This window comes from Rhizobacter sp. (assembly GCF_031412075.1).
Taxonomy (GTDB): domain Bacteria; phylum Pseudomonadota; class Gammaproteobacteria; order Burkholderiales; family Burkholderiaceae_C; genus Rhizobacter.
This window is the reverse complement of record NZ_JANOCG010000536.1, coordinates 1-12,989: the sequence shown is the minus strand read 5'-3', so window position 1 is coordinate 12,989 and position 12,989 is coordinate 1. Positions and strand designations below refer to the sequence as shown.

At 66.9% G+C, this 12,989-nt stretch carries 13 protein-coding genes and 1 riboswitch; of the genes, 6 read left to right on the top strand and 7 right to left on the bottom strand.

Annotation, left to right across the window (positions count from 1 at the left end):
- The 3 genes from RMO40_RS20055 to RMO40_RS20045 form a co-directional block, all read right to left on the bottom strand.
- A partial coding sequence (locus RMO40_RS20055) for a proton-translocating transhydrogenase family protein (RefSeq protein WP_309725151.1) occupies positions 1-215 on the bottom strand: 215 nt, incomplete at its 3' end.
- Positions 216-238: 23 nt separating this feature from the next.
- Positions 239-604 (bottom strand): aspartate 1-decarboxylase, encoded by a 366-nt coding sequence (gene panD, locus RMO40_RS20050; protein ID WP_309725147.1) that lies wholly within the window; start codon positions 602-604, stop codon positions 239-241.
- Positions 601-1,716 (bottom strand): Re/Si-specific NAD(P)(+) transhydrogenase subunit alpha, encoded by a 1,116-nt coding sequence (locus RMO40_RS20045; RefSeq protein WP_309725145.1) that lies wholly within the window; start codon positions 1,714-1,716, stop codon positions 601-603. Before RMO40_RS20045 ends, panD begins: the two co-directional genes overlap by 4 nt.
- Positions 1,717-1,843: 127 nt before the next feature.
- Between RMO40_RS20045 and RMO40_RS20040 the strand changes: the two genes are divergently transcribed.
- Together RMO40_RS20040 and RMO40_RS20035 are read left to right on the top strand one after the other, a co-directional pair.
- Positions 1,844-2,335, top strand: coding sequence for an NUDIX hydrolase (locus tag RMO40_RS20040; protein WP_309725141.1), 492 nt, complete (start codon positions 1,844-1,846; stop codon positions 2,333-2,335).
- Positions 2,336-2,363: 28 nt separating this feature from the next.
- Positions 2,364-2,798 carry a hotdog domain-containing protein gene (locus RMO40_RS20035; RefSeq protein ID WP_309725139.1) on the top strand — a complete coding sequence of 145 codons (435 nt, stop codon included), beginning with the start codon at positions 2,364-2,366 and terminating at the stop codon, positions 2,796-2,798.
- 1 nt (position 2,799) lies between these two features.
- Here RMO40_RS20035 and ribB read toward each other — a convergent pair whose 3' ends face one another.
- Positions 2,800-3,450, bottom strand: a complete 651-nt coding sequence (ribB, locus tag RMO40_RS20030; RefSeq protein ID WP_309725137.1) for a 3,4-dihydroxy-2-butanone-4-phosphate synthase — start codon at positions 3,448-3,450, stop codon at positions 2,800-2,802.
- 108 nt (positions 3,451-3,558) lie between these two features.
- Positions 3,559-3,709, bottom strand: a riboswitch (FMN riboswitch).
- 172 nt (positions 3,710-3,881) lie between these two features.
- On the opposite strand from ribB, the gene mnmA reads away from it, so the two are divergent.
- The 3 genes from mnmA to RMO40_RS20015 all read left to right on the top strand — a co-directional run bounded on the left by mnmA (position 3,882) and on the right by RMO40_RS20015 (position 8,172).
- Positions 3,882-4,997, top strand: coding sequence for a tRNA 2-thiouridine(34) synthase MnmA (gene mnmA, locus RMO40_RS20025; protein ID WP_309725135.1), 1,116 nt, complete (start codon positions 3,882-3,884; stop codon positions 4,995-4,997).
- 185 nt (positions 4,998-5,182) lie between these two features.
- On the top strand, positions 5,183-5,737 hold the full coding sequence (locus RMO40_RS20020; RefSeq protein ID WP_309725133.1) for a methylamine utilization protein: 555 nt from the start codon (positions 5,183-5,185) through the stop codon (positions 5,735-5,737).
- Positions 5,734-8,172: an EAL domain-containing protein gene (locus RMO40_RS20015; RefSeq protein ID WP_309725131.1), complete on the top strand. Its 2,439-nt coding sequence runs from the start codon at positions 5,734-5,736 to the stop codon at positions 8,170-8,172. The genes RMO40_RS20020 and RMO40_RS20015 overlap by 4 nt, the downstream gene beginning before the upstream one ends.
- A gap of 160 nt (positions 8,173-8,332) precedes the next feature.
- Here the strand turns inward: RMO40_RS20015 and RMO40_RS20010 are convergent, their stop codons facing one another.
- The 3 genes from RMO40_RS20010 to RMO40_RS20000 are packed head-to-tail and all read right to left on the bottom strand — an operon-like array spanning position 8,333 to position 11,665.
- Positions 8,333-9,430, bottom strand: a complete 1,098-nt coding sequence (locus RMO40_RS20010; RefSeq protein WP_309725130.1) for a diguanylate cyclase — start codon at positions 9,428-9,430, stop codon at positions 8,333-8,335.
- Positions 9,431-9,477: 47 nt separating this feature from the next.
- Positions 9,478-10,902 (bottom strand): MocR-like pyridoxine biosynthesis transcription factor PdxR, encoded by a 1,425-nt coding sequence (pdxR, locus tag RMO40_RS20005; RefSeq protein WP_309725124.1) that lies wholly within the window; start codon positions 10,900-10,902, stop codon positions 9,478-9,480.
- A complete protein-coding gene (locus RMO40_RS20000; RefSeq protein WP_309725122.1) occupies positions 10,892-11,665 on the bottom strand; it encodes a hypothetical protein in 774 nt (257 codons plus the stop codon). Before RMO40_RS20000 ends, pdxR begins: the two co-directional genes overlap by 11 nt.
- Before the next feature lie 197 nt (positions 11,666-11,862).
- Between RMO40_RS20000 and RMO40_RS19995 the strand changes: the two genes are divergently transcribed.
- Positions 11,863-12,882 carry a caspase family protein gene (locus RMO40_RS19995; protein ID WP_309725120.1) on the top strand — a complete coding sequence of 340 codons (1,020 nt, stop codon included), beginning with the start codon at positions 11,863-11,865 and terminating at the stop codon, positions 12,880-12,882.
- The last annotated feature ends 107 nt before the right edge of the window (positions 12,883-12,989 follow it).

Here is a 12,989-nt window from a genome sequence, read left to right as displayed (position 1 = left end):
GCCACGGCGAGCACGCCCATGGTCTTGCCGAGCGGCGTTTCGGTCATGGCGGCCGCGAGCATGGCGCCCACGATCACGATGGCCGAAATGGCGTTGGTCACGGCCATCAGCGGCGTGTGCAGCGCGGGGGTCACCGTCCAGACCACGTGGTAACCCACGTAGATGGCGAGCACGAAGATGATGAGGTTGGTTATGGTCGGCGAGATGATGTCCATCCGACGTTCTCCTGTTGTGATTGTCAGAACTTGCGAATTTCTTTGATGCCGTTGCGCTCGTCGAGCAACAGCACCTTCGGCTTGTAGGTCGCTGCTTCGGCCTCGGTCATCGTGGCGTAGGTGCAGATGATCAGCAGGTCACCCACTTGCGCGCGGCGTGCAGCTGCCCCGTTGAGCGAGATCACGCCCGAACCCGGCGCGGCCTTGATGATGTACGTGGAGAAGCGCTCGCCGTTGTTGACGTTGTAGAGCTCGATGCGTTCGAACTCGCGCATGTCGGCCTGCTCCAGCAGCGTGCTGTCGATGCCGCACGAGCCTTCGTAGTGCAGGTCGGCTTCGGTGACGGTGGCGCGGTGCAGTTTGGCCCGCAGCATCACTCGGTTGCTCATTTGCGCTTGACCTCGCCACCTTGGGTCATCAGGCAGGCGGCGACGATGTCGTCGTCCATCGGCACGTTGAACGCGCCTTCCTTGGTGAACACCAGCTTCAGGAAGTCAAGCACGTTGCGTGCATAGAGCGCGCTCGAATCGGCGGCCACCAGTGCGGGCAGGTTGGTCTCACCGACCAGGGTCACGCCGTGCTTCACCACCGTCTTGTTGGCTTCGGTCAGCGGGCAGTTGCCACCTTGTGCCGCGGCCAGGTCGATGACCACCGAGCCCGGCTTCATCGCCTTGACCATCTCTTCGGTCACCAGCACCGGTGCGGCGCGGCCGGGGATCAGCGCGGTGGTGATCACGATGTCGGCTGGAGCGACACGGTTGGCCACCTCGACCTTCTGGCGGTCGAGCCAGCTTTGTGGCATCGGCTTGGCGTAACCGCCCACACCTTCGGCGGCTTCTTTTTCTTCGGCCGTGTCGTACGACACGTCGATGAACTTGGCACCCAGCGACTCGACCTGTTCCTTCACCGAAGGCCGCACGTCGCTGGCCTCGATGACGGCGCCCAGGCGTTTGGCGGTGGCAATGGCCTGCAGGCCGGCCACGCCCACACCGAGGATCACCACGCGCGCGGCTTTCACCGTGCCGGCGGCCGTCATCAGCATGGGGAAGAAACGCTGGTATTTGTCGGCCGCGATCATCACGGCCTTGTAGCCGGCGATGTTGGCCTGCGACGAGAGCACGTCCATGCTCTGCGCGCGGGTGGTGCGCGGTGCGGCTTCGAGCGCGAAGCTCGTGATGCCGGCACCGGCCAGGCGCTGCAGGTTGTCGCGGTCGAAGGGATTGAGCATGCCCACCAGCGCGGCGCCGGTGTTCATCAAGCTGAGCTCGGAGTCGAGCGGCGAGCGCACCTTGAGCACCAAGTCGGCGGCGAAGGCGCCGGCCTGGTCGGTGATTTCAGCGCCTGCGGCCACGTAGGCCTCGTCGGTGACGCTGGCGGCCATGCCGGCCCCCGACTGGATGCGCAGCGTGTGGCCCTGGGCCTTGAGCTTCTTGGCTGTCTCTGGCGTGACGGCAACACGCGTCTCACCGGCCATCGTCTCGAGCGGTACCCCAATCAACATGGATCTGACTCCTCAGTCGCCGACGCAACAGTGACTTGCGCCAAACTTACAAAACACGCGAGCGTAACGCATTGTGAGGGGGCCTTGCCGTAGAACGTCTGATGCCAGCGACACCTACCATCGCGCCATGTCTGAGCGTTGGAAACCGAGTGTCACCGTCGCCGCCATCATCGAGCGCGAGGGTCGCTTTCTGCTGGTGGAAGAAGACACGGTCGAAGGCCTCAAGCTCAACAACCCGGCCGGCCATCTGGAGCCGGGCGAATCGCCGGCAGAGGGTGTGCTGCGCGAGGTGCTGGAAGAAACGGCCTGCCACTTCAGGCCCTCGTGCGTGGTCGGTGTGTACCTGTCGCGCTTCCAGCGGCCCGCCACCGGCGAAGACGTGACCTACCTGCGCATCGCCTACGGCGGCACCGTGAGCGAGCCCGACCCGGCGCTGGTGCTCGACGAAGGCATCGTGCGCACCTTGTGGATGACGCTGCCCGAGCTGCGCGCCAGCCGCGAGCGGCACCGCAGTGGCCTGGTGCTCACCTGCATCGAGGATTACCTGGCCGGCAAGCGCTACCCACTGTCGCTGGTGGTGGCGGACGCCACGCTCTACACGCCCGAGATCAAAAGCTGAGTTGTCTCCGCCGTGACGTCCGTGTCGCGTGCCACTGGCTAAGCTGCTGCGCATGATGCCCGCCGGCTACACGCCACACACCCGACGCAGCCCGCTCACCGACCCGTGGGAACCGCTCTATGCGCGTGAAACCGAGGGCGCGGTGCAGCTCGCACTCGAGCTGCGCGAAGCCCATTGCAACGCTCGCGGCTTTGCCCATGGCGGGCTCCTCACCGCGCTGGCCGACAACGCGATGGGCTTGTCGGCGGTGCGCGAGGCGCGCGCACAAGCCGGTGGCGAAAAGGCCAGCGCCGTGACGGTGTCACTGGCGCTGGACTTCATTGACGCCGCTCAGCAAGGCGAGTGCCTGGAGTTCCAACCCACCGTGCTCAAGGTGGGGCGCACGCTCGCGTTTGTAGAGTGCCGCGTGGTCTGTGGCGAGCGCCTGATCGCACGCGGCAACGCGAGCTTCCGGATGGTCTGACTCAGCCCGTGGTGGCCGTCTCCTGCGAGCGCCGCCACTGCACGATCTCGGCGATGGTGAGGGTGGGCAGGCCGTGCGCCAGCGCAAAGGCGTCGACCTGCTCGCCGCGCGCCATGCTGCCGTCGGGGTTCATCAGTTCGCACAACACGGCCGCGGGCTTCAGCCCGGCCAGACGCATCAGGTCGACCGAGCCTTCGGTGTGGCCATCCCGTTCCAGCACACCACCTGGCTGCGCACGCAGCGGGAACACGTGGCCGGGGCTCACCAGATCAGTGGGCTCGGCATCGTCGGCAATCGCCGCGCGGATGGTGGTCACCCGGTCGGCCGCACTGACGCCGGTGGCCACGCCGTGGCGCGCCTCGATCGATATCGTGAAGGCGGTGCCGTAGCGGCTCTCGTTGTGCGACACCATGGGCGGCAGTTGCAGCCGTTTCAAGGCGTCGTCGGGCAGGCACAGGCAGACGATGCCGCTGCCCTCGCGGATCAAGAGCGCCATGGTCTCGGCGGTGATGCGTTCGGCGGCGACGATCAGATCGGCTTCGTTCTCTCGTTCGTCGTCGTCGAACAAGAGCATGGGCCGGCCGGCGTGCAGCGCACGCAGCACGGCTCGCAGGCGAGACGGGAAGGCATTGAAGCTGGGGTGTTGAGACATTGAAACGCTCCTCGCGTGGGATGGCAAAAAAGCCGGGCGAAAAACATTTCAGGGCGCGCGAACACGCGCACGCCCACGCCGGGGGGCCGGCGAAGCGCGCATGCGTCAGCACATCTTCTTGCATCCGGACTGTGACCGTCGGCCCTGGCATCGCACCAGATCTGCTGACCTTTTCCCTCAGAAGAGAAAAGCGCTCGCGGGCTCACCACCTGAGTGGCCTACCGCCGGTGGGGAATTTCGCCCCGCCCTGAAGACGTGTGCCGGCCTGAGAAGGCTGGCGTGGTCAATTTAGCCAGCCGCCAAGTCCTTGCAAGTCACCCACACGACACGTCGGCCCCCGGGACGTGAAATACGCGTCCTCCCCCCGCGGGGGTGCCGGCCGGCTTGGGGCGGCCCGGCGCTCGGCCGGCCGGCCACCTAAAATCGCTGGCATGAAACCCCAGCGTGTCGTCGTCGGCCTGTCGGGCGGCGTCGATTCGGCCGTCAGTGCGCACCTGCTCAAACAGCAAGGCCATGAGGTCATCGGCATCTTCATGAAAAACTGGGAAGACGATGACGACGACGAATACTGTTCGTCGCGCCAAGACTTTCTCGACGCCGCCAGCGTGGCCGACGTGCTCGGCATCGAGATCGAGCACGTCAACTTCGCCGCCGATTACAAGGACCGGGTGTTCGCCGAGTTCCTGCGCGAGTACCAGGCCGGGCGCACGCCCAACCCCGACGTGTTGTGCAACGCCGAGATCAAGTTCAAGGCCTTCCTCGACCACGCCCTGCGCCTGGGCGCCGAGAAGATCGCCACCGGGCATTACGCACGGGTGCGAGAGCTCAACGGTGAACACCAGCTGCTCAAGGGGCTCGACCCGCTGAAGGACCAGAGCTACTTTTTGCACCGCCTCAGCAAGGCGCAACTGAGCAAGACACTCTTCCCGGTGGGCGAGTTGCCCAAGACCGAGGTGCGACGCATTGCCACCGAGATCGGCCTGCCCAATGCCAAGAAGAAGGACTCAACCGGCATCTGCTTCATCGGCGAGCGCCCCTTCCGCGAGTTCCTCAACCGTTACCTCGCCAACACCCCCGGCCCGATCAAGGACGACCGCGGTCGCCAGGTGGGCGAGCACGTGGGCCTGAGCTTCTACACGCTGGGCCAGCGCAAGGGCATCGGCATTGGCGGTGTCAAGGAAAGCAAGAGCGCCAAGGGCGGCAGCGAGCACGAACCCTGGTTCGTGGCGCGCAAGGACATGGCGGCCAACACGCTCTACATCGTGCAAGGCCACGACCACCCCTGGCTGCTGTCGCACACCCTGGTGGCCGACGACACCAGCTGGGTCGCCGGAAGCGCCCCCGGCCCGCACGCCACCGCCGCCAAAACACGCTACCGCCAGAGCGACGCTGCCTGCGACATCGCCACCGCGAGCGGCGGTTTCAGCCTGCGGTTCGAGCAGGCGCAGTGGGCAGTCACCCCGGGGCAATCGGCCGTGGTCTATGACGGCGAGGTCTGCCTGGGCGGCGGCGTGATCGCCAGCGCCGAGGCCCTGGCGCCCGCCTGAGGCCACCGGGCGCCATGACCCGTGTGAACTGCTGCACGCCCCGGGGTGGCCGGCTCAAGTTGGGCCGGTCAGAGGCCGATACCACACGCAGCGCCCGCCATTCGGTGGGCCAGCCCGTGCCGCCACCGACCATGCCTTCGTTCATTCGCCGTTCTGCCCTTGTTGTGATCTGCGGCGCCACCCCCTTGGCACACGCCGCGGTGGTGAGCGTGAACGTCACCGACGCTGCCGGCCAGCCGCTGGCCGATGCGGTGGTGATGCTCGAGCCGGTCAATGGCAAGTTGCCTGTCAAACCGATGGCGCAGGTCGACATTGCCCAGGCCCAGCGCCAGTTCACGCCCCGGCTCACGGTGGTGACGGTGGGCACGGCAGTGAACTTTCCCAATTTCGACACCGTGCGCCACCACGTGTATTCGTTCTCGCCGATCAAGACCTTCGAGCTGAAGCTCTACGCCGGCGTGCCCAACACGCCGGTCGTGTTCGACAAGCCTGGCGCCGCCGTGCTCGGCTGCAACATCCACGACCGCATGGCGGCCTGGGTGGTGGTGGTCGACACACCCCACCACGCACGCACCAGCGCCAGCGGCGCGGTGCGCATCGATGGGGTGGCCGCCGGCAGCTACCGGCTGCGCGCCTGGCACGCCGGCGTGCCGGCGGGGCAGGAGGCGGCGCCCGTGCTGCTCAGCGTGGCCGCAGCTGGCGCCCAGGCCGAGATCAAGTTGCCCGCGAGCCCGCCGTGAAACTGTTTCCCATTCACCTGCGCGCCTGGATGCACAAATCGCTGAGCGCACGCATCGTGCTGCTCTTCCTGGGCCTGCTGCTGCTGGTGCAGGGCCTGAGCTTCTTTGCCATCCGCGCCACCATCGACCGCAACGCCCGCGCGGCGGTCGCTGAAGACCTGGTGGTCGGCGAGCGGCTGCTCAAGCGGGTGCTCGATCAAAACGCCCAGAAGCTGACCGAAGGCGCCAACCTGCTGGCGGCCGACTACGGCTTTCGCTCGGCCGTCAGCAGCAACGACGCGGCCACCATCGCCGATGTGCTGGCCAACCACGGCGAGCGCATTGGCGCCAGCGTGGCCGTCTTGCTCGACACGAGCTTTCGCCTGCGCGCCGCAGCCCAGCCCGACGTGAGCGGTTTGAAGCCTCTGCTGGACCGCCTGGCCGCCAACGGCGGCAGCGCCAAGCGCGCCAGCGACGTGGTGGTGATCAACAACACGCCCTTCCAGTTTGTGATGGTGCCCTTGCGGGCGCCGGTGCTGGTGGGCTGGGTGTTGATGGGCTTCCCGGTCGACCAGCGACTGCTGGACGAGATGCGCACGCTGTCGTCGCTGCATGTCAGCCTGGAGGTGCAGCGCGACCCGCAGTCGGCCTGGAAGACCACCGTCTCCACGCTGCCCCAGGCGGGCCGCATGGCGCTTGAGCGCCAGAACATCTTCTTGCCTGGCGCGCCGGCGATGAGCCTGCGCCTGCCCGATGGCGAATACAGTGCCCGCGCCGTCGCCCTCGCCGAACCCGGCGGGTCCGCGGTGTCGGCCGTGCTGATGCGCTCGGTGGACGAAGCCGTGGCGCCCTACCGCCAGCTGCAGCTGGGCCTGGCCGTGCTCACCCTGCTCAGCGTGGCGGTGTTCGGTGTGGGCAGTGTGCTCACCGCGCGCCACGTCACCACGCCGTTGCGACGGCTCGCCGCCGCGGCCGAACGCCTGGGCGCCGGCGACTACGCCACGCCGCTCGGCGGCCAGCGCAGCACCGACGAGATCGGCGACCTGGCCCACAGCTTCGAGCGCATGCGCATCAGCGTGGCCGGCCAGCAAGAAGAGATCCTCAAGCTCGCGTACTGGGACAGCCTCACCGGCCTGGCCAACCGCCTGCAGTTCCGCAACGCGGTGATCGAGGCCATGGCGCTGGGCAAGGCTGACGGCCGCTCGGTCGCCGTGGTGATGCTCGACCTCGACCGCTTCAAGCATGTGAACGACGTGCTTGGCTACCGTTTTGGCGACCTCATGCTGAAGGCGGTGGGCGAGCGCCTGACGTTGCAGGCCGTGCGCAACGGCGACCTGGTGGCTCGGCTGGGTGGCGATGAGTTTGCGGTGCTGCTGGCCGACCTGGAGCCCGCGAACGACCTCGACCACACCCGCGCGGTGGCGCTGCGTCTGCACCAGGCCTTTGCCGACGTGATGGTGCTCGAAGACCAGACCGTCGACATGAGCGCGAGCTTCGGCATGGCGGTGTGGCCGCACCACGCGAGCGACGCCGACACCTTGCTCAGCCGCGCCGAGGTGGCGATGTACAACGCCAAGCGCAAGAGCGAAGGGCCGATGCTGTACGACCCGTCGATCGACGCCGCCAGCACGCAGACCCTGTCGCTGCTGAGCGAGCTGCGCCACGCGGTCGACCACCACGAGCTGCGCCTGTTCCTGCAGCCCAAGCTCGCTCTCGACACCGGCCGTGTGGTGGGCGCCGAATCGCTGCTGCGCTGGCAGCACCCGACACGCGGCCTGGTGCCGCCGATGAGCTTTATTCCGTTTGCCGAGCAGACCGGCTTCATCCGCGTGCTCACGCTGTGGGTGTTCGAAGAGTCGGCGCGCATGTGGCGTGTGCTGAATGAAGGCGGCATGCGCATCGTCATCTCGATCAACCTCTCCACCCGCGATTTGCTCGACGTGGAGCTGCCGCAGAAGTTCGAGGCCTTGCTGGTCAAGCACATCGTGCCGGCCGAGGCCTTCTGCCTCGAGATCACCGAGAGCGCGATCATGGACGACCCGCAGCGAGCGATGACCACGCTGGAGCGCCTGAGCGGCCTGGGCTTCAAGCTGTCGATCGACGACTTTGGCACCGGCTACTCGTCGCTCGCCTACTTGAAGAAGCTGCCGGTCGACGAGCTGAAGATCGACAAGAGCTTCGTGCTCAGCATGGAAAAAGACGTCAACGACGCGCGCATCGTGCGTTCGACCATCGACCTCGCCCACGGCCTGGGCCTGACGGTGGTGGCCGAGGGCGTGGAAAACGAGCAGGTGTGGAACCTGCTTCGCGACCTGTCATGCGACGAGGCGCAAGGCTTCCACATGGGCAAGCCGATGCCGTCGAGCGAGTTTGTGCATTGGGCCAGCGGCTGGGCGACACGCCACGCCACGCCGGGGCCCAAAGGCGTTCCCGGTTCCAACGTCACGCTGCACTGATGAGGCCCCCCAGTCGCTTCGCTCCTGCCCCCATGGGGCGCCGCCTGGCGGCCCGGCAAAGCCGGTTCCGCGGGCGTTGCTTGAAGGGTGCGTCGCTGCGCTTGCACACACCCGTTCGGCCTGAGCGAGTTGTCGTAGGCCCGCGCTAGATCGTCGCGGATCACTCCAGCACAGTGCGGTTGCGCCCGCCCGTCTTGGCGCGGTACATGGCCTGGTCGGCGCGCTCGATGGCGGCCTCAAGCGGGTCGGTGGCGACCACCTGCACCAGGCCGGCCGAGAAGGTGATCTTGAGGTCGGTGGCGATGTCGTTCAGCTCCAGGCGCGACAGGTGGTCGCGCAGGCGCTGCAGGGCCACCTCGGCCTGCGGGATCGGCGTGTCGGGGAACATCACCATGAACTCTTCGCCCCCCCAGCGGCCGAGCAGGTCGGTGTTGCGCACGATGGCCTTGGCCGAGGCTGCAAAACGGCGCAGCACTTCGTCGCCGGCGGCGTGGCCGTGACGGTCGTTCACGCTCTTGAAAAGATCGATGTCGAGCAAGGCCACGCACAGGGGCGCCGGTTTGCGCGCGAGCTTGCGAAACTCGGTCTGCATCTGCTCCATCAGGTGGCGGCGGTTGTGCACCTGGGTCAGGTCGTCCCAGATGGCGAGTTCCTGCACCTTGGCCAGCGCGACCTTGAGCTCTGTGCGCTGAGAGCGCAGCCGCTCGTGCAACGAAGCCACCTGCGTGGCCAGGCGCGCGATCAGCGGCACCACGATGCAGGCATAGAGGTAGGTCACGACCTGCACCCGCCACGGAAAGCGCTCCGGCGCCAGCCACGCGCAGAGCGCGATCGTCACGCCCAGGGCAAAGAGCGAGATCAGCACCAGGCGTCGCACCTGCGCCACGTTCATGCCGAACATCGAATACGCAATGTGGCTGGCGGTGATGATGATCACCGCCCCCGAGGCCAGCCCGGCCAGTGCGTACATCCCGTAGAAATACAGCATGCCCAGCACCAGCTGCGCGAGCGTGAGCGCCGGGTCGCGCTTGAATCGCATGTTCCAGCCGCTGCGCAAGGCCACATAGAAGGCCGCGCTGGTGAGCAGCACCATGGTGGCCAGCCAGACGGTGGGCACCAGCGGCGACAGGCCCAGGGCCACCTGGACGAAGGCCAGGGCCGCATAAGCCGCATAGCACCAGGTGGCAAACCACCAGCCCTGCAGGCGCAGCCGCTGGGCGGGGTCATTCGAAAAGACGAGTTTGGCGAGGCGGCTCATGGGCAGCGATGGTTCCACGCCTGCCGAGCCGGGTCAACGAGGCTCTGTCAGGGGCGTAACAAGGGCGCCAAAGTGCGTGCTGCGTGGCGCAACGCACCGGCATCGAAGCCGGCATAGCCGAACAACCAGCCGCGTCGCCTGGATTGCACACAGTACAGAGACAACGGCGCCAGGTAGACCCCGGCCTCGCCGGCACGCCGGCTCAGGCGGGCATCGTCGCCGCGCCCGATCTCGTGGGCGATGTGCATGCCCTGCGCCGCAGGCGCGAGCTGCAAGGCGCCGCCGCTCGCCTTGCGCAGGGACTCGATCATCACGCCCTGGCGCTCCTGGTACAGCTCGCGCATGCGCCGCAGGTGGCGCAGCAGGTGGCCGTCGCTGATGAAACGCGCCAGCACCTCTTGAACCGCGCCCGGGCTGTGGCGGTCGCTCAGCGACTTGGCGCTGGCAAATGCATCCACCAGCGAGGCCGGCAACACGATGAAGCCGAGGCGCAGGCCGGGGTGCAGCGTCTTCGAGAAGGTGCCGACGTAAAGCACCCGCTCGCTGTGGGGCAGGCTGCACAGCGCCGGGATGCGGTGGGTGCCGTACTGGAACTCGCCGTCGTAGTCGTCTTCCACCACCCAGGCCTTGTGCTGGCGTGCCCATTCCAGCAGCTCCAACCGTCGCGACAGGCCCATGTGCACGCCAAGTGGAAATTGGTGCGTGGGCGTCACGACCGCCATGCGCGCATTGGGCCAGCGGGCGGCGCCCTCGGCGATGGCCAGGCCGTGTTCGTCGACCGGCACCGGGCAGGCGCTCGCGCCATGTCCAATCAGGCAGGCGCGTATGCCGAGGTAACCGGGGTCTTCGAGCAGCACCTCGTCGCCCGGGTCGAGCAAGAGGCGGGCGATCAGGTCGATGGCCTGTTGCGAGCCCGACGTGACCAGCACCTGGCCGGAATCGCAGCGGATGCCGCGCGACACCAGCAGCCATTGGGCGATCGCTTCGCGCAGCGGTGGGTGGCCGGCGGGCGACAGGTACTGCGCGGTGTCCTGGCGCACCTGGCCGGGCAAGCCCCGCTCCAGGCGCGACCACAGCTCGAAGGGAAAGGCATCGACCGCCGGGGTGCCGATGCGGTAGGCGCTGACGGCGGCGGTGGGCGGTCGCCAGCGCAGCGCGGTCTCGGCGATCAGCCGGCCGCGCTGCGACAGGCCGGTGCTCGGTTGCAGCGGTATCGACCCCTTGCGCGGGCCGGGCGCGCGCAGCGCGGCGAGGTCGGGCGCGACATAACTGCCATCGCCCACCCGCGCCACCACATAACCCTCGGCCTGCAGCCGCTCCAGCGCCCACAGCACGGTGTTGCGCGCCACCCCGAGCGCCAGCGCGTGCTCGCGCGAGGGGGGCAGCTTGCTGCCGGCCGCGAAGGTGCCCTGCTCGATGGCCGCGCGCAAGCGCAGGTAGACCTGCTGGCGCAGTGGTGCGTCAGAAGGCAAACACGGCACCCAGGGTGAAGCCCTGGGTCACGTCACGCGCGTCCTGTGTAACCGAGGCGAAGGTGCCGGTGGTGTCGCGCAACTCGATGCCGCGTGCCTTGATCACTTGCATGCGGTAGCCGCCGCTGAAGTTCACCGATTTGACGAAACGCCCCAGCGGCAGGCTGTAGCCCAGGCCGACCTCGCTGAGCGAATAGTCGGCCGAACTGTCGGCCGCCCCTTTGATCTTGAACACGCCGATGCCCAGCGCGCCATACACCGAGAAGCCGTTGGTGAGTGCCGAAGCGGCACTCACGCCGAGAGTCGGGCCCGACACCTGATAGATCTTGACGCCCGAAGGTGCGATCTGGTCGAACTTCTTGTAGCCCAGCGACCCGGTCAGCCCCGGCGTGATGGAGTAGCCAAAGTTGACGTCCATTTCCCGGCGCTTGTATTCGGTGGTGAAACCTGGCTGGGTGAACTCGTGCTTGGAAGCGACAGCGCCGCTCACCGAGCCGATGAAGTCGCCGTAGCGAAAGCTCAGCTGCGGGATCACGATGGCTTTCGCCTTGGATGACTTTTGGTTGATGACTTGATCGTTGTTGGTGTTCTCATCGAGTAACCACGTGGACCACTCCGCCACCCACACCTTGGTGCCGAAGGTCAGGCCGAAGTTGGACTCCTGGGCCTGTACGCTGCCGGCGGCGGCAGTCAGGGCCAGCAGCACGCAGCCGCGTGGGAGGCTGGGCCACGAAAGCCAGCCAGAGCGTTCAGTTTCTTGCATGGTGTTGTGCTCCACGTCAGTCAGAGGTTGGGGTTGAAAACAGCCCAGAAAATAGTAGCCCCTGGGAGTGTGAAATTTCCCCTCAATACAGTGGATGCAGCACTGATACTTCCGGGATATCTTTTGCAACGGGGACGTGATAGAGCCGGATCGGCCGTCACCGCACAAGCGTGATTCGTGCGACGGGACAAAGCGTTATGACAATCAGCACAAGCGTTATTTCCGGGTGGGTCTTGGCCGTGTTCCTGGGCTCGACCTGCATCACGAGCCTGGCCCTGGCCCAGACGGCCGCCCGTGCGGCGCCTGCCACGGCGGCCGAATCCAAACGTGTGGCGCTGGTGGTGGGCAACGCGCGTTACACCGGCGTGCCGGTGCTGGTCAACACGCTCAACGATGCCGAAGACGTCTGCAAGACGCTCAACGAACTCAAGTTCGAGGTGATGTGCGTGAAAGACGTACGCAACCGCCGTGACTTCAAGCGCACCGTTCAAGATTTCACCCGCAAGCTCGGCCCGGGCACCGCCGGCCTTTTCTACTACGCCGGCCACGGCCTGCAGATCGACGGCGAAAACTACCTCGTGCCCACCGAGGCCCCGATCGAGAAAAAAGAAGACGTCGAAGACGAAACCATCAGCATGCGTTACGTGATGACCGCACTCGAAGAAGCGCGCAGCGACTTCAACCTCATCATCCTCGACGCCTGCCGCAACAGCCCCTTCACCCGCGGCTTCACCCGCTCCGTCGGGCGTGGCCTGGCGCCGGTGAGCGAAACACCGACCGGCTCGCTGGTGCTCTACTCCACCGCCGCCAACGACACCGCCTCCGACGGCCCGAGCGGCCAGCGCAACAGCCCTTTCACCAAGCATCTGCTGGCCAACATGAAGGTGCCGGGCCTGACCGTCGAAGCCCTGGTCAAGAAAGTGTCGGCGGGTGTGCAGGCCGACACCCAGAAGCTCACCGGCAGGCGGCAGGTGCCGTTCAGCTACGGCTCGTTCACCGGCGACTTCTGTTTTGCCGGCTGTGCCAGCCCGACCGAGCAGGCCGAAACCGAGCGCCTGCGCAAGGAGCGTGATGCGCTGGAGCGCGCCCATGCCGACCTCGCGCTGCGCGAGGCCGAGCTCAGGCGCCGCGCCGAGGTCGAGCCGGCCCCGCCGGCCACCCGCACGACCGCGCCGCCCAGGCCGGCGGCCAAGCCGGTGGTCGTGCCCTCGTTCTGAGCCAGGCCGGCTGCGTGCCGGCGCGGTGTGATTGGCTCTGGCGATCGTTGCAAATTGGCTCCTTGAGGGGCCAGATGGCTTCCTACCATCAGGAGCCAATCCACACG

Bases quoted from the DNA above. Each gene is read 5' to 3' on its own strand.
- panD (WP_309725147.1), bottom strand. From the start codon at position 604: ATGAGCAACCGAGTGATGCTGCGGGCCAAACTGCACCGCGCCACCGTC.
- RMO40_RS20045 (WP_309725145.1), bottom strand. From the start codon at position 1,716: ATGTTGATTGGGGTACCGCTCGAGACGATGGCCGGTGAGACGCGTGTT.
- RMO40_RS20040 (WP_309725141.1), top strand. From the start codon at position 1,844: ATGTCTGAGCGTTGGAAACCGAGTGTCACCGTCGCCGCCATCATCGAG.
- ribB (WP_309725137.1), bottom strand. From the start codon at position 3,450: ATGTCTCAACACCCCAGCTTCAATGCCTTCCCGTCTCGCCTGCGAGCC.
- mnmA (WP_309725135.1), top strand. From the start codon at position 3,882: ATGAAACCCCAGCGTGTCGTCGTCGGCCTGTCGGGCGGCGTCGATTCG.
- RMO40_RS20010 (WP_309725130.1), bottom strand. From the start codon at position 9,430: ATGAGCCGCCTCGCCAAACTCGTCTTTTCGAATGACCCCGCCCAGCGG.
- RMO40_RS20000 (WP_309725122.1), bottom strand. From the start codon at position 11,665: ATGCAAGAAACTGAACGCTCTGGCTGGCTTTCGTGGCCCAGCCTCCCA.
- RMO40_RS19995 (WP_309725120.1), top strand. From the start codon at position 11,863: ATGACAATCAGCACAAGCGTTATTTCCGGGTGGGTCTTGGCCGTGTTC.